This window comes from Vibrio rumoiensis, from assembly GCF_002218045.2.
Lineage (GTDB): Bacteria > Pseudomonadota > Gammaproteobacteria > Enterobacterales > Vibrionaceae > Vibrio > Vibrio rumoiensis.
Genome location: NZ_AP018685.1, coordinates 519,389 through 545,178 on the forward strand (window position 1 = coordinate 519,389; position 25,790 = coordinate 545,178).

24 protein-coding genes, 1 tRNA gene and 1 riboswitch are annotated in these 25,790 nt (G+C 42.2%); of the genes, 11 read left to right on the forward strand and 14 right to left on the reverse strand.

The window, feature by feature from the left end; all coding sequences use genetic code 11:
- Nucleotides 1-107: 107 nt before the first annotated feature.
- From xylF to ribB, 4 genes are all read left to right on the forward strand, one after another.
- Nucleotides 108-1,106 (forward strand): D-xylose ABC transporter substrate-binding protein, encoded by a 999-nt coding sequence (gene xylF / locus VRUMOI_RS02355; RefSeq protein WP_089138275.1) that lies wholly within the window; start codon nt 108-110, stop codon nt 1,104-1,106.
- Between the two features lie 54 nt (nt 1,107-1,160).
- Nucleotides 1,161-2,690, forward strand: coding sequence for a xylose ABC transporter ATP-binding protein (locus tag VRUMOI_RS02360; protein ID WP_089138274.1), 1,530 nt, complete (start codon nt 1,161-1,163; stop codon nt 2,688-2,690).
- On the forward strand, nt 2,687-3,865 hold the full coding sequence (locus VRUMOI_RS02365) for a sugar ABC transporter permease (RefSeq protein WP_089138273.1): 1,179 nt from the start codon (nt 2,687-2,689) through the stop codon (nt 3,863-3,865). The genes VRUMOI_RS02360 and VRUMOI_RS02365 overlap by 4 nt, the downstream gene beginning before the upstream one ends.
- Before the next feature lie 129 nt (nt 3,866-3,994).
- Nucleotides 3,995-4,153: riboswitch (FMN riboswitch) on the forward strand.
- Between the two features lie 112 nt (nt 4,154-4,265).
- Nucleotides 4,266-4,928: a 3,4-dihydroxy-2-butanone-4-phosphate synthase gene (gene ribB / locus VRUMOI_RS02370; protein ID WP_089138272.1), complete on the forward strand. Its 663-nt coding sequence runs from the start codon at nt 4,266-4,268 to the stop codon at nt 4,926-4,928.
- Nucleotides 4,929-4,994: 66 nt separating this feature from the next.
- Here the strand turns inward: ribB and VRUMOI_RS02375 are convergent, their stop codons facing one another.
- From VRUMOI_RS02375 to rpsU, 8 genes are all read right to left on the reverse strand, one after another.
- Nucleotides 4,995-5,738, reverse strand: coding sequence for a GGDEF domain-containing protein (locus VRUMOI_RS02375; RefSeq protein WP_089138271.1), 744 nt, complete (start codon nt 5,736-5,738; stop codon nt 4,995-4,997).
- Nucleotides 5,735-6,151, reverse strand: coding sequence for a hypothetical protein (locus tag VRUMOI_RS02380; protein WP_162598330.1), 417 nt, complete (start codon nt 6,149-6,151; stop codon nt 5,735-5,737). The genes VRUMOI_RS02375 and VRUMOI_RS02380 overlap by 4 nt, the downstream gene beginning before the upstream one ends.
- Nucleotides 6,144-6,707, reverse strand: coding sequence for a hypothetical protein (locus VRUMOI_RS02385; protein WP_089138269.1), 564 nt, complete (start codon nt 6,705-6,707; stop codon nt 6,144-6,146). Before VRUMOI_RS02385 ends, VRUMOI_RS02380 begins: the two co-directional genes overlap by 8 nt.
- Before the next feature lie 127 nt (nt 6,708-6,834).
- Nucleotides 6,835-6,911, reverse strand: a tRNA-Ile gene (locus VRUMOI_RS02390).
- A 161-nt stretch (nt 6,912-7,072) separates the two neighbouring features.
- Nucleotides 7,073-8,917, reverse strand: coding sequence for an RNA polymerase sigma factor RpoD (gene rpoD / locus VRUMOI_RS02395; protein ID WP_089138268.1), 1,845 nt, complete (start codon nt 8,915-8,917; stop codon nt 7,073-7,075).
- A gap of 122 nt (nt 8,918-9,039) precedes the next feature.
- Nucleotides 9,040-10,800, reverse strand: a complete 1,761-nt coding sequence (gene dnaG, locus VRUMOI_RS02400; RefSeq protein WP_089138267.1) for a DNA primase — start codon at nt 10,798-10,800, stop codon at nt 9,040-9,042.
- Nucleotides 10,801-11,042: 242 nt separating this feature from the next.
- Nucleotides 11,043-11,486: a GatB/YqeY domain-containing protein gene (locus VRUMOI_RS02405; RefSeq protein WP_089138266.1), complete on the reverse strand. Its 444-nt coding sequence runs from the start codon at nt 11,484-11,486 to the stop codon at nt 11,043-11,045.
- Between the two features lie 28 nt (nt 11,487-11,514).
- Entirely contained in the window at nt 11,515-11,730 is a 216-nt protein-coding gene (gene rpsU / locus VRUMOI_RS02410) for a 30S ribosomal protein S21 (RefSeq protein WP_017024921.1), read from the reverse strand.
- Nucleotides 11,731-11,958: 228 nt separating this feature from the next.
- Here rpsU and tsaD point away from each other — a divergent pair, with 228 nt between their 5' ends.
- The gene (gene tsaD, locus VRUMOI_RS02415) at nt 11,959-12,975 is read left to right on the forward strand and encodes a tRNA (adenosine(37)-N6)-threonylcarbamoyltransferase complex transferase subunit TsaD (RefSeq protein WP_089138265.1); all 1,017 of its coding nucleotides are present in this window, start codon (nt 11,959-11,961) and stop codon (nt 12,973-12,975) included.
- A gap of 105 nt (nt 12,976-13,080) precedes the next feature.
- Here the strand turns inward: tsaD and plsY are convergent, their stop codons facing one another.
- Nucleotides 13,081-13,692 carry a glycerol-3-phosphate 1-O-acyltransferase PlsY gene (plsY, locus tag VRUMOI_RS02420; protein ID WP_089138264.1) on the reverse strand — a complete coding sequence of 204 codons (612 nt, stop codon included), beginning with the start codon at nt 13,690-13,692 and terminating at the stop codon, nt 13,081-13,083.
- A gap of 155 nt (nt 13,693-13,847) precedes the next feature.
- Between plsY and folB the strand changes: the two genes are divergently transcribed.
- Both folB and folK read left to right on the forward strand, forming a co-directional pair.
- The gene (gene folB / locus VRUMOI_RS02425; protein WP_089138263.1) at nt 13,848-14,207 is read left to right on the forward strand and encodes a dihydroneopterin aldolase; all 360 of its coding nucleotides are present in this window, start codon (nt 13,848-13,850) and stop codon (nt 14,205-14,207) included.
- Complete coding sequence (gene folK / locus VRUMOI_RS02430) at nt 14,204-14,689, forward strand: 2-amino-4-hydroxy-6-hydroxymethyldihydropteridine diphosphokinase (RefSeq protein WP_089138262.1); 486 nt, start codon at nt 14,204-14,206, stop codon at nt 14,687-14,689. The genes folB and folK overlap by 4 nt, the downstream gene beginning before the upstream one ends.
- Before the next feature lie 91 nt (nt 14,690-14,780).
- On the opposite strand, the gene VRUMOI_RS02435 is transcribed toward folK, so the two are convergent.
- Nucleotides 14,781-15,551, reverse strand: a complete 771-nt coding sequence (locus VRUMOI_RS02435) for an undecaprenyl-diphosphate phosphatase (RefSeq protein WP_089138261.1) — start codon at nt 15,549-15,551, stop codon at nt 14,781-14,783.
- Between the two features lie 85 nt (nt 15,552-15,636).
- Complete coding sequence (locus VRUMOI_RS02440; protein ID WP_089138260.1) at nt 15,637-16,860, reverse strand: multifunctional CCA addition/repair protein; 1,224 nt, start codon at nt 16,858-16,860, stop codon at nt 15,637-15,639.
- Nucleotides 16,861-17,023: 163 nt separating this feature from the next.
- On the opposite strand from VRUMOI_RS02440, the gene VRUMOI_RS02445 reads away from it, so the two are divergent.
- The 3 genes from VRUMOI_RS02445 to VRUMOI_RS02455 all read left to right on the forward strand — a co-directional run bounded on the left by VRUMOI_RS02445 (nt 17,024) and on the right by VRUMOI_RS02455 (nt 20,980).
- Nucleotides 17,024-18,718 carry an ExeA family protein gene (locus VRUMOI_RS02445; RefSeq protein WP_089138259.1) on the forward strand — a complete coding sequence of 565 codons (1,695 nt, stop codon included), beginning with the start codon at nt 17,024-17,026 and terminating at the stop codon, nt 18,716-18,718.
- Nucleotides 18,718-19,533: a general secretion pathway protein GspB gene (locus VRUMOI_RS02450; RefSeq protein ID WP_089138258.1), complete on the forward strand. Its 816-nt coding sequence runs from the start codon at nt 18,718-18,720 to the stop codon at nt 19,531-19,533. The genes VRUMOI_RS02445 and VRUMOI_RS02450 overlap by 1 nt, the downstream gene beginning before the upstream one ends.
- Before the next feature lie 193 nt (nt 19,534-19,726).
- On the forward strand, nt 19,727-20,980 hold the full coding sequence (locus VRUMOI_RS02455; RefSeq protein WP_089138257.1) for a uracil-xanthine permease family protein: 1,254 nt from the start codon (nt 19,727-19,729) through the stop codon (nt 20,978-20,980).
- A gap of 89 nt (nt 20,981-21,069) precedes the next feature.
- Here the strand turns inward: VRUMOI_RS02455 and VRUMOI_RS02460 are convergent, their stop codons facing one another.
- The 3 genes from VRUMOI_RS02460 to VRUMOI_RS02470 all read right to left on the reverse strand — a co-directional run bounded on the left by VRUMOI_RS02460 (nt 21,070) and on the right by VRUMOI_RS02470 (nt 24,026).
- On the reverse strand, nt 21,070-21,681 hold the full coding sequence (locus VRUMOI_RS02460) for a TIGR04211 family SH3 domain-containing protein (RefSeq protein WP_089138256.1): 612 nt from the start codon (nt 21,679-21,681) through the stop codon (nt 21,070-21,072).
- A 287-nt stretch (nt 21,682-21,968) separates the two neighbouring features.
- Complete coding sequence (locus VRUMOI_RS02465) at nt 21,969-23,228, reverse strand: inorganic phosphate transporter (RefSeq protein ID WP_089138255.1); 1,260 nt, start codon at nt 23,226-23,228, stop codon at nt 21,969-21,971.
- Nucleotides 23,229-23,345: 117 nt separating this feature from the next.
- Complete coding sequence (locus tag VRUMOI_RS02470) at nt 23,346-24,026, reverse strand: TIGR00153 family protein (RefSeq protein WP_089138254.1); 681 nt, start codon at nt 24,024-24,026, stop codon at nt 23,346-23,348.
- A gap of 209 nt (nt 24,027-24,235) precedes the next feature.
- On the opposite strand from VRUMOI_RS02470, the gene VRUMOI_RS02475 reads away from it, so the two are divergent.
- Entirely contained in the window at nt 24,236-25,759 is a 1,524-nt protein-coding gene (locus tag VRUMOI_RS02475; protein ID WP_089138253.1) for a CYTH and CHAD domain-containing protein, read from the forward strand.
- Nucleotides 25,760-25,790: the final 31 nt, after the last annotated feature.

Below are 25,790 nucleotides of genomic sequence, written 5' to 3' on the forward strand. Positions count from 1 at the left end.
ATAAAATCTCTCAAATGTTTTTATTTATTCCTCTTCTAGTTTTATAGAGCGAGTTGCCCCATCGGTAAAAAGGGGCGTAGGAATAAATAAAACAATGAGGATGTAACATGAAAAAAATAATATTGACCCTCCTAGGCATAATGCTCAGTGTTGGGCCCATACAATCATTCGCTAAAAGCGTAAAAATAGGCATGGCGATTGATGATCTGAGGCTAGAGCGCTGGCAAAAAGATCGCGATATATTTGTTCATAAAGCCGAAGAATTAGGGGCGACGGTGTATGTTCAATCCGCGAATGGTAATGAGCAAACGCAAATATCCCAGATTGAAAATATGGTTTCACGTGGTGTGGATGTCTTGGTCATTATTCCATATAACGGTGAAGTATTAAGTAATGTGATAAAAGATGCTAAGCGTGATGGTATTAAAGTTCTAGCTTATGACCGACTCATAAATAATGCTGATATCGACTTTTACTTATCGTTTGATAATGAAAAAGTTGGTGAGATTCAAGCGCAAGCAATGCTTGATAAAAAGCCAACCGGTAATTACTTTTTAATGGGTGGTGCTCCTACTGATAATAACGCGAAACTATTCCGTAAAGGCCAAATGAATATCCTGCAACCTAAAATTGATTCAGGGGATATTAAAGTGGTGGGTGATCAATGGGTCGATTCGTGGTTGCCTGAAAATGCGCTAAAAATTATGGAAAATGCGTTAACTGCCAATAATAACAAAATTGATGCCGTCGTTGCTTCTAATGACTCGACAGCGGGTGGAGCCATTCAAGCGCTAGATGCTCAGGGGTTAGCTGGTAAAGTGGCTATTTCTGGTCAGGATGCTGACCTTGCTGCGGTCCGACGTATCGTCGATGGTACACAAACCATGACGGTATATAAATCGATCACTGAATTAGCGAATAAAGCTGCAGAGATAGCCGTTAAATTAGGGAACGATGAAAAAGTAGAATCGAATGCCTCATTAAATAATGGCTTAAAAGATGTTCCTGCCTGGTTGTTGAATCCTATTTCTGTCGATAAGTCGAATATTGACGCGACGGTTATTGCCGATAAGTTTCATTCCAAAGAAGACGTCTATCAGAAGTAGTAATAAAAAAGCACTTAATGATTAAGTTTATTAAGTGCTTTTTAGGAGAAGTCTATGCGTTTATTAGAAATGAAAAATATAAAAAAAGCCTTTGGGGATATTTACGCTTTGAATGGCATTAATTTAAATCTCGATAAAGGTGAGGTTTTATCGCTATGCGGGGAAAATGGTTCCGGTAAATCGACGTTAATGAAAGTGCTTTGTGGTGTCTATCCTTTTGGTGAATATGAAGGCGATATCTTGTTTGAAGGCAAAAAAGTAGAAGCTCAAACCATTAAAGATACAGAAAAATTAGGCATCGCAATCATTCATCAAGAGCTCACGTTAGTGAAAGAGTTAAGTATTTTAGAAAACTTATTTCTCGGTGATGAAATCAGTCATTTTGGTGTTGTTGATTTTCTTCAAATGCATCAAAAAGCGGTAGGGCTTCTTGATAAAGTTAAATTAACCGTCTCGCCAGAAACGAAAGTTGGCGAATTAGGTGTCGGTCAACAACAGTTGGTCGAAATTGCCAAAGCATTATCTAAAAAAGCTAAATTATTAGTCCTCGATGAACCCACCGCACCTTTGACTGAATCTGAAACTCAGATTCTATTAAATCTCGTTCAGAATTTAAAAGGTCAGGGAGTGAGTTGTATTTTTATTTCCCATAAATTAAGTGAAGTAAAAGCGATTTCTGATCATATTTGTGTGATTCGTGATGGTGAGCATATTGGTACTCGTTTAGGCGCAGATATGACGACCGATGACATCATCACCATGATGGTGGGGCGGGAAATGAAAGAGTTGTTTCCTAAAGAGCCGCATACTATTGGTGATGAGGTTTTACGAGTTGAAGAGGTATTTGCAAAAGATAAATCGAACCTGAGTACTTATAAAGTGAAAGGCGCCAATCTGCAATTACGACGAGGCGAGATTTTAGGCATATCTGGCCTTGTTGGAGCAGGGCGTACCGAATTAATGGAATGCATTTATGGCTGCTATCAAGGGGAGCATTCAGGCCGTTTTTATTTGAATGGAGAATCAGTGAGCCTAAAAAGCAGTGAAGCCGCATTAAAACTCGGTATTGCGATGGTGCCGGAAGACCGAAAGCGGCATGGCATCATTCCCATTATGTCGGTTGGGCATAATATTTCGATTGCCGGCTTAGATAAATTTTCCAGTTATAAAGGTTTATCTCAAACCGATGAAGAGAAGGCCATTTTAGATTCAGTTTCGCAGCTAAAAGTAAAAACACCGAGTCATGATATTGCAATAAGACATTTATCGGGAGGCAATCAGCAAAAAGCCATCTTAGCTCGATTTTTAATGTTGCAGCCGCAAATTTTAATTTTAGATGAGCCAACGAGAGGGATTGATGTTGGTGCGAAATATGAAATTTACAAGCTCATGTTTGCGCTTGTGAAACAAGGGATCAGCATCATTATGGTGTCGTCTGAATTACCTGAAATTCTCGGAATTAGTGATCGCGTCATCGTGATGCATGAAGGCGTGATTAAGGGGGAATTTAAAAATGAAGGGCTAACCCAGGAAATGATTATGGATTGCGCTCTATCAGAAGAAAATCAAGGAGAAGTCGCATGAGCGTGCAAGTGAATACTGGTAATGCGCCAGAAAAAAGTCGTTCTATTTGGGCCTATTTAAAAGGCAGTAATTTACAGATGATAATTATGATCATCGCGATCCTTTTTATTATGCTTTTTTTTAGCGTAATGACCGATTGGAGCTATTTAAGCCCTAGAAATATTTCCAACTTATTTAGACAAACGGCAATTACGGGCATTCTGGCGATTGGCATGGTGTACGTCATTATCAGTGGTGAAATTGATCTATCCGTCGGTTCGATGATGGGGCTGCTGGGAGGTGTCGCCGCCATTATGGATGTTTGGCTTGGATTTCCATTGGCCTTAACGATTGTTATTACATTAATTTCAGGGCTATTACTTGGTGCTTGGAATGGATGGTGGGTGGCTTATCGTAAGGTGCCTTCTTTTATTGTCACGTTGGCTGGTATGTTAGCATTTCGAGGGATTCTAGTAGGGGTCACCGATGGAACGACAGTAGCGCCGACATCGGATGCCATGTCTATTATTGGACAAAGCTATCTTCCTAATATGCTGAGTTTATCTTTAGGGATTGTTGGTTTATGTGGTTACTTTGCCTGGCAAAAGCGTCAAAACCAATTAAGGCGTCATTATGGGTTAACGGTTGCCGCAACATCAAAAAATATGAGTAAAAGTGCGATTACCGCTATTGCAATTTTAGGGGTAATTTTACTGCTCAATGACTATCGTGGTGTGCCAATGCCGGTTCTTATTCTTTCGATATTACTGATCCTTGGTATGTTTATTTCGACAAAAACGAGCTTTGGACGACGCATTTATGCGATTGGTGGGAATATTGAAGCGAGCCGATTGTCTGGTATCAATGTTGAACGCAATAAATTAGCGGTTTATGCGATGAACGGCTTTTTAGTCGGGATTGCCGCCCTGATTTTAAGTTCAAGGCTAGGGGCCGGTTCGCCTTCTGCGGGGAATATTGCAGAGCTTGATGCGATTGCCGCTTGCGTGATTGGTGGTGCAAGTATGGCTGGAGGTGTCGGGACCGTGCTCGGTGCCGTGATCGGGGCTTTTATTATGTCTTCACTCGATAATGGCATGAGCATGATGGATGTCCCAACGTTCTGGCAGTATATCGTTAAAGGGACAATATTATTACTGGCGGTATGGATGGACAGTGCGACGAAGAAAAGAGCTTAATGGTATCCGTTAGTTAAGGTGAGATTGGCAAAATTACAAGGAGATTGTTGAGAATCTTTGTTTGGTATTAGATTTTAGACGATAGCTGTAATAGTATGTCTCTACCACATTAAGTGGCACAATTTTTTAACTTATTCTCAGGGCGGGGCGAAATTCCCCACCGGCGGTATATAACACTTGATGTTATCAGCCCGCGAGCGCCTAGTTTATTATCGTTTTAACCTAGGGTCAGCAGATCTGGTGAGATGCCAGAGCCGACAGTTATAGTCTGGATGGGAGAGGATAAATGTCGCTCGGTTTCTCCGGGCGGCCTTGTATTGATCGTATGCAGCTTGTTCTGCATGTCGTTTGATCCCTTCTTAACATCGCCCTGATTCTGGTATCTACAGGAGCTATTACCATGAATCAGAACCAACCTTCTTTACTTGCCGAATTTGGTAATCCTATTGAACGCGTCATGTCAGCACTTGAAGCCTTACGACAAGGTCAGGGTGTATTAGTCTTGGATGATGAAGACCGTGAAAATGAAGGCGACCTTATCTATTCAGCGGAAACACTAACTGATGCTCAAATGGCTCTGATGATTCGCGAGTGCAGTGGCATTGTGTGTTTGTGTCTGACCGACGAGCAAGCAAATCAACTGGATCTACCGCCGATGGTGGTGAATAACAACAGCCAAAACCAAACGGCATTTACGGTTTCGATTGAAGCTAAGCAAGGCGTAACCACTGGCGTTTCAGCCGCTGATCGCGTCACAACGATTAAAACGGCGATTTTTGCCGATGCTAAGCCTGAAGATTTAGCGCGTCCGGGTCATGTATTCCCATTGCGAGCTCGTAAAGGTGGGGTGTTAACCCGTCGTGGTCATACTGAAGGTACTACGGACTTAATGCAATTGGCGGGTTTAAACCCTGCTGGTGTGTTGTGTGAGGTGACTAACCCAGATGGAACGATGGCACGAGCACAAGAAATTGTCGCCTTTGGTAAGCTGCACAATATGCCAGTCTTAACCATTGACGATATTGTTCTTTATCGCGAATCTTTAATGAAGAAGCAAGCCTAGTTGAGATGAGATATAGAGGTTAATGTATTTAACCTCTATCGTTGCTGCTTTGATTCGCATGTCACCTTATTGTTCACTCGTTTTAGAGGGGGAATAACAGATTTGATCGCGACCTTGATCTTTTGCTCGATATAAAGCTTCATCAGCATCGGTCAGTAGTTCTTTGAGTGCATCCGCATTTTTACTGGTTGAGCAAGCAACGCCAAAGCTTGCCGTGACTGACAACGTCCCACCTTGCTCATTGTTCACTCGTAATTTGCGAATCTCAGCTTGTAATAATTCTAATTGCTTCGTTAAATCGAGCTTAATATACGGTGGGAAAATCAGAGCAAACTCTTCACCGCCTAATCGTGTCACCAGACTTTCTGGGTGAGCATGTTGTTTTAGTACATTGGCAACTTCAACTAACACATGATCGCCAACCACATGTCCCCAGCCATCATTGATTTTTTTAAAGTGATCTAAATCGACCAATACTAGGTGAGTAGGGGATTGCTCTGAATTCATTGATAGCATACTTAACGCTTCTCGAGTGAAGCGGCGTCGGTTAGCCAGTTGAGTCAATGGGTCTTCTTCTGAGTCTTTAATCAACTTCTCATGAATGGATTGTTGAATCTTCATTTGTTGATCTAACAAATTGAGAGTGTTGAATAAGCTTTGAATCTCACTACCATTTTCTTGGTCAATATTCTCTTTCGAATTAGCCAGTAAACTCGCGACTTTATTGAGTTCTGCTAAAGGTTTAAGAAGAGAACGTTGGATATAAATAATGATGCCGATTAGAAGAGCTATGATCGCAATTAAAATCAATAATACAATGATGATTTTGCTAATGCCTGGCGTTCTTCTTGTTTATATAGAGTAAACAAAGAATTGATATAGCTATTTTGCAGCTTTTCAATCGCCCCGAGCCCGATACGATATTGTTGTGAAAATTGATACGCACTAATATCTAACTGATGTGTCAATTGTGCTTTATCGTTTAAATTGCGAATAAACATCTCACTTTGTGAATAGTAGCTGTTCTTTGTCTGCTCTACTAATTGTTGGAAATGCTTACTTTGTGGCAGGTTATCTTGCAAATATTCGACAAGAGCCCAAGAGACACGGATTTCTTCCATTCGACGGATAGTATCGGACAGCTCTGTAGGGGATACCGAGCTTTGATAATATATCGCGTTAACAAAGGGAGCGGCTAACCTGCCAGCGTTGTCTCTAATCACTGAAATTGTATAAGCGGCTGACGGCTGCACTAGCGGATTCTGAGTTATTCAGTTTCTGTGATATGGCTTGAAGCATAACCTTGCGATAGAGCAAGCTGGCACTTAACAGGCTATTGATGGTGTTTCGGCTTTGCGTAATATCTTGAGCGATATGAGTTTTATAAAAATCGATCTTTGAACGGGCATTTTGTTTGCTGGTAAGTATTTCATCCCACTGTTGAGGGCTCATCAATTCTTTCGGTAGTTGACTCAAAGCTTGATCGGTTTCTAGGCGCCCTTTAACCAAGGCCTGCCAGGCTGCTTGTTTGTTTTTTGCATTGGCAAAAATGAGCTCATTAGAAAAGCCCCGTTCGCGGCCATAAAGGTTAAGAGCCAAAATGAACTGGTTAACCGTTTGAAATACTTTTGTACGATCGCGAGCATTATCAAAGACGTGATAAGAGCTAATGAGTAACCAGCAAGCGAGTAATGTAGAAAATAAAACAGTAACCAGAACACTCCCCCACAAGTAGCGAGAAATCGTAAAGCGGGAAATGGAGTGGGTATTCGCTTTCATTGACTGCTTTATGGTTACCTTATAAGGAGGGCTACTGAGTAAATATTTCAGTATAAAGCAAGGTACGGTTATATGCTTTCAAAGCTTAAAACGAAATAGGCGTTCATTAAGAACGCCTATTAGAAAATGGTGGCCCCACACAGACTTGAACTGTGGACCTAACGATTATGAGTCGTGCGCTCTAACCAACTGAGCTATGGGGCCAAATTGTCGCACGATTATAGGGGAATGATTTAAGAGTGTCTAGACGTGAAAAGCGAGATTGTGTTTGGTTTTTGAGCAGTTAGCCGTTTCAGTCAAAAAATGGATATAAAAAAGGTGAGCACAGTGCCCACCTTTTCATTTGTAACGAACTTCTTTAATGATTACTCATCAAGGAAACTGCGCAGTGTTTCTGAACGACTTGGGTGACGAAGCTTACGTAAAGCTTTCGCTTCGATCTGACGAATACGTTCACGAGTAACATCGAACTGCTTACCCACTTCTTCCAAAGTATGGTCCGTATTCATGTCGATACCGAAACGCATACGAAGTACTTTTGCTTCACGTGGCGTTAAGCCAGCTAAAACGTCTTTAGTCGCAAACTTCAAACTTGTTGAAGTTGCTGAATCTAAAGGTAATTCAAGCGTGGTATCTTCAATGAAATCACCTAGGTGCGAATCTTCATCATCACCAATAGGCGTTTCCATTGAGATTGGCTCTTTAGCAATCTTCAGTACTTTGCGAATCTTGTCTTCAGGCATTTGCATGCGCTCTGCCAATTCTTCAGGTAACGGCTCACGCCCCATTTCTTGAAGCATCTGACGAGAGATACGGTTCAATTTATTAATGGTTTCGATCATGTGTACCGGGATACGAATCGTACGTGCTTGGTCAGCAATTGAACGAGTGATTGCCTGGCGAATCCACCATGTCGCATAAGTTGAGAACTTATAACCACGACGGTATTCAAACTTATCAACCGCTTTCATTAGGCCAATGTTACCTTCTTGAATAAGATCCAAGAATTGTAGGCCACGGTTGGTATATTTTTTCGCAATTGAGATAACCAAACGTAAGTTAGCTTCAACCATTTCTTTCTTCGCACGACGAGCTTTCGCTTCACCGATTGACATGCGACGACTGATGTCTTTGATCGTTTGAACGTTCAACGACGTTTCTTCTTCAATGGTTTTTAGCTTAAAGATACTACGACGTAGATCTTCTTCGCTTTGTTTGATTTTTTCTGCGTATGGTTTACCTGATGCTAAAACATCATCTAGCCATGCGTCAGAAGATTCATTACCCGTAAAGGCTTGCACAAATGCTTTTTTCGGCATTTTTCCGTATTCAACACAAGTACGAATGATTAAACGTTCCTGAGTGCGCACACGGTCCATTGAGTTTTTAAGATTATTAACTAAATAATCAAACTGTTTTGGAACAAGACGGAATTGACGGAATACATCAAGAAAGTCTTGTTTGCTCGCGGCAATCGCTTTACTGTCACGGCCATGCTCATTGATGGCTAATTGTAAATTCTGATACGTATTGCGTAATTCAGTGAAGCGTTCAAGAGCAAGCTCAGGATCGATGCCTGTATCTTCCTCTTCTTCGTCCTCATCTGAATCCGAATCTTCGTCATCGTCATCATCAAGGTCGTCATCATCAACGGCAAGCTCTGAACCAACGTGTGTGGCTGTTGGAGCTGCATTACCGTCATCATCTGGGTCAACAAAACCAGAGATAATATCTGTTAGACGAAGTTCTTCAGCTTGAACTTTATCAAATTGCTCAAGAATATAAGAAATAGTCCCTGGGTATTCAGCGACTGAACATTGTACTTGGTTGATGCCATCTTCAATGCGTTTAGCAATGTCGATTTCACCTTCACGAGTTAATAGTTCAACGGTACCCATTTCACGCATATACATACGTACTGGGTCAGTTGTTCGGCCAATTTCACTTTCTACGCTTGAAAGTGCGGCTGCTGCGGCTTCGGCAGCGTCTTCATCTGCTACGGCCTCATTCAACATAAGATCGTCCGCATCTGGTGCGGTTTCAACGACTTGGATACCCATGTCGTTAATCATTTGAATGATGTCTTCTACCTGTTCTGAATCTACGATTTCTTCAGGTAGGTGGTCATTTACTTCGGCGTAGGTCAGATAGCCTTGTTCCTTACCTTTTGCGACAAGTAACTTTAGCTGTGACTGCGGATTTTGATCCATCGACGATATCCAACTTGAGGTCTGAGTGAAGAATATTAGTATGCGAAATGCAAACCGCCAATTATAACAAATTTAAACATTGCTCGCCACTCAAGAACATTTTTACTTGGGGCGATGCTGAACTAAGGACGTTGAAGAATAAGATCTTGCAACTCCCGTTTTTCCTCGACTGATAAGCCGGAGCTTCTTTCTTTCGCTTGCAATGTTTCAATTTGCTTTTCAACACATTGGGCAAGTATTTTATCCAATGTGTCTAAAAATACATCTTGTTCATTATCATCATTGAGTGGGATATCCCAATTCATTAAGCGTGATAATAATGCTTCGTTTTTTTGATCTCGCCAGTGTTCAATTAACTGGGCAGACTTGATATGGGGATTTTCTCGACAAATATCAAGTACATTTAATAATAAACTTAATCCGGGTAAGTCTATATGACGTATTGTCTCTAAATCTGGTGCTAATTCAGCATAGCTGGGTTTTTGCAAAAGTAATGCGATAACTAACCGCATCGGTGTTCGTTTTATCTCTCTATGTGGTTGTGGTGTTGATTGCGGTTGGCTATCTTTAGCAATTAATTGCTGTAGCTGACGTTCATCAAGTAACCCGAGTTTCTTACCGAGTAAGTCTCTCAAGTATAGACGCAATGTTCCACCAGGCACTTTTTCAATCATTGGTACTACCAACGACGTTAATTTTGCTTTGCCTTCATTACTGCTGGTATCCACTTGTTGCATCAAGGTTGAGAATAAAAACTCAGACAAGGATGTTGCATGAAATACCTGTTGTTCAAATTGTTCTTTACCATATTCACGGATGTAAGAATCGGGGTCTTCACCGTCTGGTAAGAACATAAATTTCAATTGTCGGCCATCGGTTAAATACGGTAATGCATTTTCCATCGCACGCCATGCCGCTTCCCGGCCTGCACGGTCACCATCGTAACAGCATACGACGGTTCCGGTTTGACGAAAGAGCATTTGCATGTGATCGCCAGTGGTGGATGTTCCCAGTGCTGCAACTGAGTAATCTACCCCATATTGCGCTAATGCTACGACATCCATATAACCTTCGACCACTAAAATTTGTGGTGGTTCACGGTGGCTTTGTAAGACGTCGTACAGACCATAAAGCTCTTTACCTTTATGGAATACTGGTGTTTCTGGGGAGTTTAGATATTTCGGTTTTTCATCACCTAATACTCGGCCACCAAAACCAATAACACGCCCTCGACGGTCGCGAATCGGGAACATAATACGGCCACGGAAGCGATCGTAGCGATTTCCTTTATCGTTTTCAATTAACATCCCGCCTTCAACCAACATATCCTGAACCGCTTTTTGTTGGCCAAAATTTTTGCGAACGTTATCCCATTCATCAGCGACATAACCAATACCAAATTTCTGAACTATTTCACCAGATAAACCGCGGTTTTTAAGGTATTCGATTGCTGGTTTATTGGCCGCCACTTTTAATTGAGACCGGTAATATTGGCTAATACTTCCCAATAAATCGTATAAATTACGCTTTTGTTCTGCATTGACACGAGGGGCGTTATTTTGAAAATTACCGCCGCTGCGTTGTTCTCTAGGGACATCGAGCCCAATCATGCCTGCCAATTCTTCAATGGCTTCCACGAACTCCAGACGCTCGTATTCCATCATGAAATCGATAGCATTACCATGAACACCACAGCCAAAGCAGTGATAGGTTTGACGATCGGGGGTGACAATAAAAGAAGGGGATTTTTCATTATGAAACGGGCAACATGCGCCGTAGTTCTTCCCTTGCTTCTTTAATTTGACTCGAGGATCAACAAGATCAACGATATCAACTCGAGCAAGAAGGTCATCAATAAAACTACGTGGGATGTGTCCTGCCATATAAAGTTTAAACTCTTAATGAATTTTAAGTTTGGGTAAATGAGAATTGAGTTCCTAGTTCCTAGGCTAAGGTAGTTCTATGCTCATTGGTTATTGCAGTGCGGTTTGTTGTCGAAAAATTAACGTTTCTTAGATACGTATTTCCTCGAAACTAGGGACTAGTAACCTTCATCCTTTCACATACAAACAAGCCGTGCAACTTCAAAGAAGTGCACGGCTTGTTTTAATTTAAGCAGGGAAAATTAAGCTAACTTAGAACGAACTAAGCCACTTACTTTACCCATGTCTGCACGTCCTTGAAGTAGAGGTTTTAATACCCCCATTACGTTCCCCATGTCTTGCATGCCCGCAGCACCTGATTCAGTAATGGCTTTATCAATTAAAGTCGATACTTCTTCATCGGTAAGCGGTTGAGGCATAAATTCCTCTAGAACCGTAATCTCAGCTTTTTCAGCATCTGCAAGATCTTGACGATTTGCAGCTTCATATTGCGTAACAGAATCGCGACGCTGTTTAACCATTTTAGTCAGGACCGCAAGAATGTCATCATCTGAAAGTGTAATTCTTTCGTCAACTTCACGTTGCTTAATCGCTGATAGAGCTAAACGGATTGTGCCAAGGCGCGCTTTGTCCTTGGCTTTCATCGCTAACTTTTGCTCATCTTTAAGTTGGTCAATCAGAGCCATAACTTAAGTCCTTATGGATGTTAAGTTATTAGTACAAGCGAACGCGACGTGCGTTTTCGCGAGCTAGCTTTTTAGCGTGACGCTTTTGAGCCGCTGCTTTAGCGCGTTTACGTACAGTTGTTGGTTTCTCATAGTGCTCACGACGACGCACTTCAGAAAGAACACCTGCTTTTTCGCAAGAGCGCTTGAAACGACGTAGTGCCACGTCGAACGGTTCGTTATCACGTACTTTAACTACTGGCATATGCCTTTCACCTCAGGGGTTATTCGTTAACGCTGATCGTTGAGTCTGTTCAATTGTTAGCCCAGACATTAATCAGCTAGATCAAAAATGGTGCGGAATTTTAATCCGATCGCTACCCATTTGTAAAGCATTATCAAGGGAAGATCTGGTTAAATTTTTTCCGAGGCGGTAAGATTACGCTCAATTCTAGAAAAATCAACCGATGTACCAATAAGTACAGGGATAACTATGCGAATTTTAGGTATTGAAACCTCATGTGATGAAACCGGCATTGCCATTTATGATGAAGAGCAAGGTTTATTGTCTCATCAATTATACAGCCAAGTGAAATTACATGCGGATTACGGTGGTGTAGTGCCTGAACTGGCTTCTCGTGATCATGTAAAAAAAACCATTCCATTGATTAAAGCAGCATTGAAAGAGGCAGGTTTAACCGCTAAAGATATTGACGGGGTTGCTTATACAGCTGGGCCTGGTTTAGTGGGCGCATTATTAGTGGGCGCGACGATTGGTCGCAGCCTTGCTTACGCTTGGAATGTCCCCGCCGTGCCAGTTCATCATATGGAAGGGCACCTTTTAGCGCCGATGTTAGAAGATAACCCACCTGAGTTCCCGTTTGTTGCTTTGTTGGTCTCTGGCGGCCACACCATGATGGTGGAAGTGAAAGCGATTGGAGAGTATCAAATTTTAGGGGAGTCGATTGATGACGCCGCTGGTGAAGCCTTTGATAAAACTGCCAAACTAATGGGCTTAGACTACCCAGGCGGTCCTTTATTATCTCGGTTGGCTGAAAATGGGACTAAGGGCCGCTTCAGGTTTCCACGTCCAATGACTGACCGCCCTGGGCTTGATTTTAGTTTCTCTGGCTTAAAAACTTTTGCCGCGAATACCATTGCCGCGAATGAAAATGATGAACAAACCCGAGCGGATATTGCTTACGCTTTCCAAGAGGCGGTATGTGACACTTTAGTCATTAAATGTCGTCGCGCACTAGAACAAACTGGACTAAAGCGTATCGTGATTGCAGGCGGAGTAAGTGCCAACAAGCAGCTGCGTTTATCATTAGAGGCGTTGGCTCAAAAAATAGGTGGCGCGGTGTATTATCCACGTACTGAATTTTGTACCGATAATGGCGCAATGATTGCCTATGCGGGAATGCAACGTTTGCGTAATGGTGAAATGACGGATCTTTCCGTTCAAGCTCAGCCTCGTTGGCCGATTGATCAACTGAAGCCAATCGAATAAATGTTGAAGTGACCATGTGATAAAAAACGGCAGCTAGTCTGCCGTTTTTCATGTATCTAGTTTAATGATTGGGGTGAATTTTTCGAAAAACGGTGGTTTAAGAGGTTATTTGGAGTGATGAGAAGAGAATTTTTTCTTGTCGACTTTTGGCTCACTGCCGTCTATTAGGCGTTTAATGTTTTGATAATGTCTAAAAATGATCAAGCAGGAGAGCATTGCAACAGGAATGGTATATTGTGGTTTAACTAGCCAGGTATAAAACGGTGCGAGCAGTGACGTGACAATAGCGGCAAGCGATGAATAGCGACTAAAAAAGAAGGTGATAAGCCAGGTTGCCATGACCATACCGGTTAAATCAAAACCAATGGGCGCCATAGTACCCACTGCAGTCGCAACGCCTTTTCCGCCCTTAAAGTGGAAGAAAATGGGATAAATGTGACCAAGGCAGGCGGCAACCCCAATGAAGCCAAGTATTAAAGGTTCAATGCCTAGGTAGTAACTTCCCCAAACAGGAAGCATCCCTTTTAAAATGTCGCATATTAATACGCCAAGCGCCGCTGGTTTTCCGCCGACCCGTAATACATTGGTGGCGCCTGGGTTTTTAGAGCCTTGTTGACGAGGATCGGGCAATTTACACATTCGACAGATCAGAACCGCACTCGAAATTGACCCGAGTAAGTAGGCGAGAATGATCAAAATAAGTGCCAGAATGCTCATAGTCTCCCTTGAGGGTAGTGTGTGGTTGAGAATTTGTAGTATATTTTCCGCATATTACGTGTTTTTATCTCTCTTGGGTATCCGATGAGTCGTAATCTTAGAAATTATCAACATTATTTTTTTGCAACAAGATTCATTTTTATAAAGGAAGCAACATGGCCTTGGACAAAGTATTTATTGAACAATTAGAAGTGATTACAACCATTGGGGCTTATGACTGGGAACAAGACATCAAACAAAAATTGGTGCTGAATATTGAAATGGCCCATGATAACCGCCCAGCTGGCAAAAGTGATGATGTGAATGACGCACTCGACTATGCCCAAGTAAGCCAGGCGGTTTTAAATCATATTCAAAATGGCCACTTTCAATTGGTTGAGCGAGTGGCGGAAGAAGTGGCTGAATTGATTATGAGCACCTTTTCTGTGCCTTGGGTTAAAATCCACTTAATTAAACCAGGGGCGGTTCCTCAAGCAAAAGGTGTCGGCGTGATTATTGAACGAGGTCAAATGTGACGCTTAGTTATATTGGTGTCGGTAGTAATCTCGAACCCAAAAAGCATATAAAGGCTGCTTTTGAAGAGCTTAACTTGCTTGGTGAATTAAGGGCTTCTACGGTTTATCAATGTCAGCCGGTTGGCTTTGATAGCCATGCTTTTTATAATCTAGTGTTCGAGTTAAAGACCTCATTAAGTTTATCTGAATTACAAGCTCAACTTCGAAAGATCGAGTTGAGATGGGGGCGTGCCATTGATGCTCAGAAATTTCAAGATAGAACGCTAGATCTGGACATTTTATTGTATGGAAGCGTGGTTTCAAATGTGAAGCCGGTTTTGCCAAGACCCGATATTTTTAATTACGAGTTTGTTTTGCAGCCGTTATATGAACTATGTCCTGATTTGGCGATACCGGGTGACGGAAGGACGATTGAGCAGCTGTGGCGTGGTTTTGAAGCCAAAGGTAGTTTGCAAGCGGTGCCTTTTGATTTTGCTTGTTAAATATTTATCGATGAGATAAAGATAAAAATAAAGAGGGCGTGACACTTAACGGTATCACGCCCTTTTCATTTATGTTTTCGAACTGCTTTGATTAAGTCCAAGCCATGCCAAGTAATAACATACCAAACAAAATACGGTAAATTCCAAAGCCAACGAAGGTGAATTTCGCTAGGAAACTGATGAACCACTTGATCACAAAATAGGCAACAATAAATGCGGTGACGAACCCAACAGCAAGGTTAGTAAAATCTGCAGAGGTGAACTCTTGGTAATGTTTTAGTAAATCATAACCAGATGCGGCGGCTAAAACCGGTAAGCCTAATAAAAAGGAGAATTCCGCACAGGTTTTACGATTCAGGCCAACGAGCATCGCGCCAATAATGGTTGATCCCGCTCGACTTGTTCCTGGGATTAAGGCGAAGATCTGAGAAAAACCAATCCACATTGCTTGTCGCATCGATACATCATTGACGTCAGTGGTTGGGCATTCCTCTTCTTTATAGTAGCGTTCGACCACAATAAAAATAATACCTCCGACGATAAACATGACGCCTACAATCGTCACACTAAATAACGCTTTAACGACATCACTCATTAGAAAGCCAATGATACCAATCGGTAAGAAGGCAACCGCGACTTTGGCCCAAAGAGAGAAGTATTTAAGGTGAAATTTTTCTTTATAGTTGGCGATAACGGCCAAAATGGCGGCCACTTGAATAATCACTTCAAAAGCTTGATTGGTGTCGGTATTGGCAATGCCTAACCAGTCTCCAGCAATAATCATGTGTCCTGTCGATGAAATGGGTAAAAACTCAGTAATTCCTTCGATTATTCCGAGAACAATGGAATCAAAAATGGTCATTGGAAGTGGGTATCCCTAGTTAAATAATGTGGTGGTTAAAAATTTGCGCGTATTGTAAGTTGGTTCCCATATTTTATACAGGGGATTATAAGCACAGTTTTACTTTCTCAATTGCTTCAATTCGTTGTTTGTCTAATTCATCTCGAATAGCTCTACCACTAAACCCTTGAGTAATAATTGATTGAACATCAATTTCAACGGCGGCTTGATAATAATCACGCATCTGTTTTGCTTGAGGATAAGGCATCGACTCTAACCCTAAGCGTCCTTGGTGGTCAGCCTGACAGCATAATAATATTTGCTCAAAACGTTGTGGCTTGCGCCAAGCGTCGATTTGATTGAGCAATTTGAGTGCTGTGGATGCTTTTAGTTCCAATGTCCGGTGGATATTGGAATGATGCTGACAAACTAATAATGCTAAGTCACGGTATTCATTGGGTACCGTTAGGCGTTGGCAAAGTTGTTTGATTAATTTAATGCCGGTATGACAATGCATTTTATGGCTTGGCCATTCTGATTCAGGTGTCACGCCTTTACCAAGATCGTGGACTTGGGCTGCAAACCTGACCGCTAGATTGGGGCTAAGTAGGGTAGCTTGTTTTGCAACCATTAAGGTATGAATACCGGTATCAATTTCAGGGTGCCATCGCTTCGGCTGTGGGACGCCAAATAATCGGTTTATTTCCGGTAAAATAACGGCAAGAGCGCCACATTGTTTCAATATTTCAAGAAAGACTTGCGGTTCACTGGTGCTGAGAGACTTTTGCCATTCCTGCCAAATTCGCTCAGCGGTGAGATGTTGTAATTCACCTGAATCGACGATTTGTTGCATGAGAACCATGGTTTCGGTGGCAATTGTGAAACCGAGCGGTTGTAGTTTGGCGGCAAATCTAGCCACGCGTAATACTCGTAGTGGGTCTTCACTAAATGCTGGAGAAACATGACGCAATACTCGGTTATGAAGATCGCTTTCTCCGCCATAAGGATCATGCAAAGTACCGTCGGAAGATTGGGCGATCGCATTAATAGTGAGATCTCGGCGGGCCAAATCATCTTCCAGTGTGACATCGGGAGCATAATGACATTCAAAGCCTGTGTAACCCTGGCCCGATTTACGCTCGGTACGAGCAAGTGCGTACTCTTCTTGCGTGTCTGGGTGTAGAAATACCGGGAAATCCTGCCCGACCGCCCGGAAGCCCTGAGCGAGCATTTCTTGTGGGCTACTACCAACCACCATCCAGTCTTTATCGTAACTTGGGATTCCAAGCAGTTGGTCGCGAACAGCGCCGCCTACCAGATAAATATCCACGGTACTTCCCTTTTGTTGTCAGATTTATCCGCATTTTAGCAATAAACCTGAACTTAGCCACGTTGAAGGCGTCTGTAAGTATAAATTTAGGCGTTATTGGTGTAGTTTAAAGCATCTGATTTTAGCTATCGATAGCTTTTCTTCTTCTGGTTTGAGAGTGTTCATGTACAAGGATTTTTTTGGTTTATTAGAACTGCCATTCACGATCGTTCCTAGCTCTCGTTATATTTTTCTGAGTGCTCGACACAGAGAAGCGATGAACCATTTACAAGCTGCCCTTGGTGGCGGTGGTGGATTTGCGTTATTGACTGGCGAAGTTGGTACAGGAAAAACCACGGTTTCTAAAGCGTTGCTTTCGGTCTTAGATTCGACGATTAAGACTGGACTGCTATTAAATCCAACCTATACCAGTAGCGAACTTTTAGAAGCTATTTGTGATGAGTTTTCAATTCATTACCAAGAGTCCGCCAGCCTTAAACAACTCACTCAAGCGATTTATCAATACTTGCTCGATAATCATGGTAAGGGCATTAAAACCTTATTGTTGATTGATGAAGCTCAGCACTTATCGGCCGATGTCTTGGAGCAATTACGGTTATTGACCAATTTAGAAACGGAAAGCCAAAAGCTGCTTAGAGTGCTTTTAATTGGTCAGCCTGAATTGCAATATAAACTGCAAACAGAAGAACTACGTCAATTGGCTCAACGTATTACTGGTCGTTATCATTTATTGCCTTTGACCACGGATGAAGTGGCTCAATATATTCAATTTCGTTTGCATGTGGCTGGTGGGCAATATGAAGTATTCGGACCTAAAGCCGTCAAACTTATCGCTAAACAGACTCAAGGCGTCCCACGTCTAATTAATTTAGTGTGTGACAAATGCATGCTTTATGCCTATTACAGCGGAGAGGCTCATATATCGCCTGCGATAGCGGAAAAAGCCTGTGAAGATGTCATGAGCTTTCAACGTCCGATTGGGCGTACTAATCCCGCATTGAATGGTGTTCAAACTTCCCAAAAAAAAGCATCACCTTGGCTTACTTATGTCGCCAGTTTATCTGTTGGCGCGCTGTTAGCGGCCGGGATATGGGTTGGGTTGTCGAGTTGGAATCATGACCGTCAATTGAAACTGCCAAATACCGCAATCACGCCATCTTTAGTAGAAAACAAAGAGCGAGACCAGCCTTCAACCAATACACAGAAGCAAGCAGATTCTCTGGAGAATGGTGTAAGCGATATTATAGAACCTTTGATTAGTAAGAGTTATAACCCGATAGCGGCAATGCAAACCATGTTGGCATTATGGGGGTACGATGTGTCGAATGATGAAGCAAACTGTCAGCAAGCCGAACGTGCCAATTTGTATTGTTATCAAGATTCTGGAAGTTTGAATGATCTTGCGGTGATTAACCGACCCGCCATGCTTACGCTACAAGATCAATATCACTCTTATTTTGCCATTTTATACAAACTGTCTGGCGAGCATGCACAATTATTGTTGGCAAACAAAAGAGTTGAAGTTCCTATCGAATGGCTGAAACAACATTGGATGGGAGAGTTCCAGTTGTTGTGGTATAGCGATTTAGCGGATCAAACCTTGAAACTTAATTCGCAAGGCCCGGAAGTGAAAAAGTTGAATAAGCTATTGTCTCAAGTACTTGGTGAACCGGCCCAAGAGCGCGATGAGTTTGACCAAAGAGTGAAGAACAAAGTTGAGGCATTTCAAATGTGGCAAGGTATTAACGTAGATGGTATCGCAGGGAAAAGAACATTAATGCTGCTAGATAGCTATGTGAATCATAAGGCTCCTAATGTCTTAGAGCATGTTCGCTCATCGACGGTGGGGAATCAGTAATGTCAGAGGTTATGAAAGCGCTTCAGCAATCAGAGCAGGCTTATCAAGCCCAAATCGCGCCCTCTCACTTATCCTCACAAGGTAGTTTTCAAACGGTCAAAACGACACGCTGGTGGCTGATACCAAGTTTGGTTCTACTTCCTATCATCGCGATATGTGCTTTATTGGTTTATCAGCAATTAACCAGAGGTATCGTAGATGCGCCATCAATTAATGATGGCCAACGTAATGCGTCATTGCTGACTTTTGAGGCTAATACTCCAGTGGCGAGGCTTTTATCCTATCCCGAATTGACCGCTCTCGCGCCGTTACCTAAGGTTATCATTCCACCTAAACCGAAACTGTCACCTAAGGTGAAACCAACTAATCATACTTCTGAAGGAAAGCGGATTAAAACCGACCAAATTGATTTTAGCCAGTCGTCAAACCAAGATTGGAATGTCGATAATCTTGACCTATCAGGTTTGTCGCCAGAACTCGCTCAGCGTTTTCAATCTGCATTAGAAAAGCATCCAAGTCAGGTTCAATCAACAAAGCAAGCGACGTTGATGCCAAGTAAACCTGAAAACGCCATTAATTTGGTGGGGCATGAGCGTGATTATCGAGGCCGTTTACCTAAAATGAATTTTGAAACCCATATGTATTCATCTAAACCGCAAAGTCGCTGGATTAAAGTAAATGGAAAGGAGATTCATGAAGGTGAATGGGTGATCAATAAATTAGTTAAATTGGATCAAATTCTACCGGGTAGCTTAATTGTGACGTTTGATAATCAACAACTGCAAATTCCAGCCTTGTATGAGTGGGGCGGCTAATCGCTTTAGATTGGCATTGAATTTATCGAATAAAAATAGCGACTCTAACTAGGGCGCTATTTTTATTTTTACTTTCAGATAAACGATTTCTTTATGGAGATAGCAGCAAATAACCTAAAAATGTTTCCGCAATAAGATGTGTTTTAGTGCTAGAATTCGTCGGTTTGTTTTTTATAAAGGATTAAGGCTGCGTATGTTCCAGATATTACAAGGCGCTCAAATGTTATTCGTAGCATTTGGGGCGTTAGTACTCGTTCCTCTCTTAACCGGGTTAGATCCTAGTGTTGCGTTATTCGGTGCTGGTATTGGCACATTGATTTTTCAAGTTATCACCAAACGAAGCGTTCCCATTTTTCTTGCCTCTTCTTTCGCTTTTATTGCTCCCATAATGTACGGAATCCAAGCGTGGGGGGTGGCAAGTACAATGGGGGGATTGATGACGGCTGGTGCGGTGTATGTCGTATTAGGCGCGATCATTAAAGTACGAGGCAGCGGTTTCATTCATAAATTATTACCTCCAGTGGTCGTAGGTCCTGTGATCATGGTGATTGGCCTAGGGCTGGCACCTGCTGCGGTTAATATGGCGTTAGGTAAAAGTGGGGATGGTAGTACGCAAATTGTGATTCATGATGCTGCGTTATGGATCTCTGCCACTTCTTTGATTGTGACTATCTTTTTAAGTGTAATGGGAAAAGGCTTCTTTAAATTAGTACCTATTTTAGGTGGGATTGTTTCCGGTTATATCGTGAGTTTATTTTTTGGTGTGGTGGATTTTACTCCCGTTCATCAAGCTGCTTGGGTGGCAATGCCGAATTTCACGTTCCCGGAATTTAACATCAATGCCGTTCTCTTTATGATTCCAGTTGCGATTGCGCCGGCAGTGGAGCATGTCGGGGATATTTTAGCGATCTCGAATGTTACTGGTAAGAATTATATGAAAAAGCCAGGCCTGCATCGAACAATGACTGGAGATGGTGTCGCGACAATGGCGGCGGCTATGTTTGGTGCACCACCGAATACGACATACTCTGAAGTAACCGGTGCGGTTATGCTAACCAAGGCATTTAATCCAGTGATTATGACATGGGCGGCAATCACAGCTTTAGTCCTAGCGTTTGTTGGCAAATTAGGGGCAGTATTGCAAACTATTCCGGTTCCTGTCATGGGCGGCATTATGATCTTATTATTTGGTTCGATTGCGGTAGTGGGGTTAAATACCTTGATCAAAAACCAAGTAGATTTACATAAGTCGCGTAATTTAGTGATTGTGGCGGTGACACTGGTATTTGGTATTGGTGGAATGGCATTTGGTGTTGGAGAGTTTAGTCTGCAAGGGGTAAGCCTATGCGGTATCGTTGCAATTATTCTTAACCAAGTACTACCGAAAGATATTGGTGAGAGCCATATTGTTGATAATGCGCAGATGGAAGAAAAGTTAGAGAAATAATTTCGTTTCAGCTGACGGATGGAAAACAAAAAGTGCGCCTTTGATAGGCGCACTTTTTTTGTCTTTCTTTACTGTTTATTGTTCGTCGACTAAGCCCAGCCACCAGGGTTTTTCTTACGACGAGGAATGATGTGTGGAAGAATCAAACCAAACAATAAACCTAGGCCAGCAACACCACCACCATACATGAAGTAGCGAAGTAATAGGTCTTCTTTTTGAGTATCAATTTTTGCTCGTAGAGCACGAACTTCTTCTTGAGAGTCGGCTAATTGTTGGTTGATTTCACGGTAGTTAGTTTCCAAGTCCGTGATTTGCTTTTTGCTTAATTCTAGAGAGTTTATCAGGCCTGACTTTTCAGTATCAGATGTCTCTTGAGCATTGCTTAACTTTTCTTTTACTGCCGCTAACTCTTTTTCAAGAGCTGGCATGCGAACCGCCATGCTGACATCTTGAGTCACATACTTGCTCTCAACCCAACCTTTACGACCTTTGCTGTCTAAAATTTGAGTGAAATTTGTTGAGTTATTACGGCCTAATACTTTAATTACTTCGCCAGCATCAACGCTTCCGATGATTCGGTAGTCATTACTTGGGCCTGAATGCACATAAGTAAAAAGTTTGTCTGAAATATAGAAGTCACGTGCGTATGTCATTGGAGCAAAAAAACATGCCAATAATACTAAGCAAAGAAGCTTTTTCACATTTTGTCCCTTTTAATTGGTGTAAAGCCTTTCATCGGAGTAAAGCTTTTTCATTGGTATAAAGCGAAAGAGGTGAACAGCAAGTGGCCATTTCACAAGCCTGATAAAACAGGCAACCCTTAAATATCCCCATCATTGCGTGGATATGAACAATAAGAATACCGAATAGTAAGAAGTTTCAGCTTGAGGTGCAACAAAAGAGGGAGCTTTCGCTCCCTCTTTTTACCTTGTCGTAAAAATTATGACATAGCGATGACAGAATGCCTTACGACGATCGCTTGATTGTATTATGCGAAGACACCTTGAATTGCGTAGAAGAACACAATTGAAAGCACGGCACCGGCTGGTAGAGTAATGATCCAAGATGCCACGATGTTACGTACTACACCTAGGTTCAATGCTGCAATACCACGAGCAAAACCAACACCTAATACTGCACCCACTAAGGTTTGTGTGGTTGAGATTGGTAAGCCCGTACCGGATGCCAGTACCACGGTCGTTGCAGTTGCAAGTTGAGCAGCAAAACCACGACTAGGGGTTAGCTCAGTGATACCGGTACCTACGGTTGCCATTACTTTATGGCCCATGGTCGCTAGACCAACCACGATACCAATCCCACCCAACGGTAGAATCCACCATGCAATCGTACTTTTTTCAGCTAACTCACCCATGTGTTCAACGGTAGATACAACCGCAGAGAGTGGACCAATTGCATTGGCAACATCGTTTGAGCCATGAGCAAACGCCATTGCACAAGCTGTGATAACCATTAATACGCTGAAGATACTTTCAACACCAGCAAAGCTGTGATCTTCTTTTTGATCGGCAAACTTTTTACTGATGTAAATGTAACCACAAACCATCACAAGGGCAGAAACCAGCGCTGAATACATCCAAGCTTCACTGTGGGTTAGGTGAAGACCTACGTGCTTTAAGCCTTTCTTGATGGTAACTAACGCAATCACCATTGTAGTAATAAACATGTAAACAGGTACAAAACGCTTAGCATTCTGAACCGGATTTTCAGTATCGAAAATTAGGCGCTGAGCACTGACAAATATGCCATAGGCAAAGATACCAGCAATGAAAGGGGTGACAATCCAACTCCCAACGATGCCTTGTACTGAATGCCAATCAACCCCGTCCGTACCGACTGAAACACAAGCAAAACCGATGATTGCACCGATGATGGAGTGAGTGGTCGATACCGGCCAGCCCATATAAGACGCTAAAAGTAACCATGTGCCCGCCGCAAGAAGCGCAGACATCATACCGTACACCAATACATCAGGTTGAGATGCATAGAGTGACGTTTCAATAACCCCTTTACGAATGGTGTCAGTTACTTCGCCACCTGCTAGGTAAGCCCCAGCAAATTCGAAAATCATGGCAATAACAATTGCTTGCTTTACTGTTAACGCTTTAGAGCCAACAGACGTACCCATTGCATTGGCAACGTCATTTGCACCAATACCAACAGCCATTAGGAAACCAAATAACGCTGCAACTATAATTAAAATAGTGCCGTAGTTTGCGAGGATATCCATCGTAATACCTAGTTTTTGAGATAACAATGTAGGTAAGTTCGGCGCAAGGAATCACACCCTGCACTTACCGTATCAGTTATTTTTTACTGTTTTGTTTATTTTAGTTGTGTCGAACGTTTAAGAACGAGACAACATGACTTCCAAACGAGCACCTACACGCTGTGCTTGATCGGCAATACCACCAACCCACTCAAGGATCTTGTATAGGAATACAATATCAATTGGGTTGTATTTAGATTCAATGGCCATTAACTGTTGACGAAGCTCAATTTGCATCGTGTCAGTGTCATCTTCAATTTCATCTAATTGATTAATCATTTCAGCAACAAGTGTTACTTCACGGCCTTTAAAGCCGGTTTCAAGTAATTCATCTAACTCGTGAATCACTTCTTGAGCTTGGCTTGCCGCATCAAGGCAACGAGACACATAAGCGAGAAAAGCCTCTTGCATCTGCGTTGGAATTTCCAATTGACGGCCAATAACTCGCCCTGCAATATCTTTTGCAAGGTTAGCAAGTTTGTCTTGTTGAGTAAGGAGTTCTAGCATGTCGGTACGATCGACCGGCATGAAAAGACCGCGTGGAAGTTTGAGACGGATCTCGCGCTTTAACACGTCAGCTTCACGCTCTAGACGAGAGATGGTTTCACGAATGTTATTCGCTTCTTCCCAATCACCTTTAGCGCAAACTTCAAAGAAAGGGATTAGATGTGAACAGCATTGGTTCACACATACAACGTGTTCTTGCAAAGGCTTAATAGGGGACTTTGCAAATAACCCCATTATCGTATTTACTGGCATGGTTATTCAACCTACAAAAAAATATAACCCATGGGACATTTGGCTGACTTTAGCTCAAATACTGGACTGTGCTATAAAGTCGCGCATGTTAACTTAATCTGAAAAGCATTCATACTATTTTAGATCATGTTAAAGCGAAGTATATTTCTCTCTTGCTCGCCACTCAATTCCGCAATATCCTTTCTGTGTTATCAACGATAGGTATCACTATGGAAACCGAGATAGAACTTAAGTTTTTTGTTTCACCTAATTTCTCTGACATTTTAAAGCAAAAGCTTGCCGAGACCAAAGTTCTTCAGCATAGCCGAAAAGCACTTGGCAATACTTACTTTGATACGGCCGACTCTTGGCTACGTGATCATGATATTGGTTTACGTATTCGTCAAAGTGATGGTGTGTATGTTCAAACGGTGAAAACCTCAGGTCGGGTGGTTGCCGGTTTGCACCAGCGTCCGGAATACAATGCTGAACATACCAGTAATGAACCTGATCTTTTGCTTCACCCTGATGATATTTGGCCATCAGGTCGAGAAGTGCAAGTTTTACAGCAAGAAATAGTGCCTATCTTTGCGACTAACTTTGAGCGTGAACAATGGTTACTTAGTATGCCTGATGGCAGCCAAATTGAAGTTGCTTTCGATCAAGGTGTTGTGATTGCTGGCGATCAGCAGTCACCGATTTGTGAAGTAGAATTAGAGCTTAAGTCTGGACAAACCGAGTCACTCTTTGCTCTTGCGCGTATTTTATCGGATCAAGGCGGCATGCGCTTAGGCAATTTAAGCAAAGCAGCACGAGGTTATCGTTTAGCTCAAAATTATACTTCTGACCCAGTATTAGATTTTGCCTTAATTGAAACCGACCCTAAATTTAGTGTAGAAGAATGCTTTATCCAATCTCTTGAGCATGGTTTATCTCATTGGCATTACCATGAACAAATCTATACTGAGCAACAAACGGTTGAAGCATTAGAACAAATCGATTACGCCATTCATTTTATCCGTCAGCTTTTTTCGGTGTATGGCGGTATCATTCCACGTAGGGCCAGTGCGTTATTGCGCCAGGAGTTTAAGTGGTTAGAAGATGAATTATCTTGGCTCAAAACCTCACAATATTTAGAGGACCTGACTGAAGATAAAGGCTATACCTTACGTAAATTGGATTGCCAAAAACAATTGGTGGCGGTTCTCAATGAACAGAAAGAAGCCTTGCCGGATGCTGAATCGATTTTAAAATTATTTGAATCGGCTCGTTATACCGCGGTTTTACTCGATTTAAGTCGTTGGATTTTATCGAAAGGATGGCAGCCGTTTTTGGATGAGAAAGCGCGTGAAAAAATGTCACAAGATGTTAAGCCATTCGCAATGAAACAATTGGATCGCAGTTGGGCCGAGTTAATTGAAGCTTTCCCTGTTGAGCGTGAGTTATCGCGCCAAGATTACATCGATCAGAAATCTCGCCTTAAGCGTAATCTCTTTACTGGTTTAGCCTTTGCTTATTTATTTGACTTAGAATTGCGTACTCAATTTCGTTTACCTTGGGTCGACTTGCTTGAAGGTATTGATGATTTATTGACGTTAGAACCATTACAACAATTATTGCCGGGACTGGATGCTTCAGACCAAGAGCAACTAGAGCGCTGGATTCGACGCCAAGAAATGTCGATTTTGCATGCGATGGAGCAGACACGTGCTCGTTGTATTGAAGCCTCACCGTACTGGCATCGAAATAATTAATCTCAAGCTAAACATAAAGAAATAGGGATCA

Excerpts from the sequence above, each read along its gene's own strand:
- VRUMOI_RS02455 (WP_089138257.1), top strand. The coding sequence starts at position 19,727 with ATGTTCCAGATATTACAAGGCGCTCAAATGTTATTCGTAGCATTTGGG.
- ribB (WP_089138272.1), top strand. The coding sequence starts at position 4,266 with ATGAATCAGAACCAACCTTCTTTACTTGCCGAATTTGGTAATCCTATT.
- VRUMOI_RS02385 (WP_089138269.1), bottom strand. The coding sequence starts at position 6,707 with ATGAAAGCGAATACCCACTCCATTTCCCGCTTTACGATTTCTCGCTAC.
- VRUMOI_RS02405 (WP_089138266.1), bottom strand. The coding sequence starts at position 11,486 with ATGGCTCTGATTGACCAACTTAAAGATGAGCAAAAGTTAGCGATGAAA.
- dnaG (WP_089138267.1), bottom strand. The coding sequence starts at position 10,800 with ATGGCAGGACACATCCCACGTAGTTTTATTGATGACCTTCTTGCTCGA.
- VRUMOI_RS02475 (WP_089138253.1), top strand. The coding sequence starts at position 24,236 with ATGGAAACCGAGATAGAACTTAAGTTTTTTGTTTCACCTAATTTCTCT.
- VRUMOI_RS02445 (WP_089138259.1), top strand. The coding sequence starts at position 17,024 with ATGTACAAGGATTTTTTTGGTTTATTAGAACTGCCATTCACGATCGTT.
- VRUMOI_RS02450 (WP_089138258.1), top strand. The coding sequence starts at position 18,718 with ATGTCAGAGGTTATGAAAGCGCTTCAGCAATCAGAGCAGGCTTATCAA.
- plsY (WP_089138264.1), bottom strand. The coding sequence starts at position 13,692 with ATGAGCATTCTGGCACTTATTTTGATCATTCTCGCCTACTTACTCGGG.
- folB (WP_089138263.1), top strand. The coding sequence starts at position 13,848 with ATGGCCTTGGACAAAGTATTTATTGAACAATTAGAAGTGATTACAACC.
- rpsU (WP_017024921.1), bottom strand. The coding sequence starts at position 11,730 with ATGCCAGTAGTTAAAGTACGTGATAACGAACCGTTCGACGTGGCACTA.
- rpoD (WP_089138268.1), bottom strand. The coding sequence starts at position 8,917 with ATGGATCAAAATCCGCAGTCACAGCTAAAGTTACTTGTCGCAAAAGGT.
- VRUMOI_RS02365 (WP_089138273.1), top strand. The coding sequence starts at position 2,687 with ATGAGCGTGCAAGTGAATACTGGTAATGCGCCAGAAAAAAGTCGTTCT.
- xylF (WP_089138275.1), top strand. The coding sequence starts at position 108 with ATGAAAAAAATAATATTGACCCTCCTAGGCATAATGCTCAGTGTTGGG.
- VRUMOI_RS02360 (WP_089138274.1), top strand. The coding sequence starts at position 1,161 with ATGCGTTTATTAGAAATGAAAAATATAAAAAAAGCCTTTGGGGATATT.
- VRUMOI_RS02470 (WP_089138254.1), bottom strand. The coding sequence starts at position 24,026 with ATGCCAGTAAATACGATAATGGGGTTATTTGCAAAGTCCCCTATTAAG.
- VRUMOI_RS02465 (WP_089138255.1), bottom strand. The coding sequence starts at position 23,228 with ATGGATATCCTCGCAAACTACGGCACTATTTTAATTATAGTTGCAGCG.
- tsaD (WP_089138265.1), top strand. The coding sequence starts at position 11,959 with ATGCGAATTTTAGGTATTGAAACCTCATGTGATGAAACCGGCATTGCC.
- VRUMOI_RS02435 (WP_089138261.1), bottom strand. The coding sequence starts at position 15,551 with ATGACCATTTTTGATTCCATTGTTCTCGGAATAATCGAAGGAATTACT.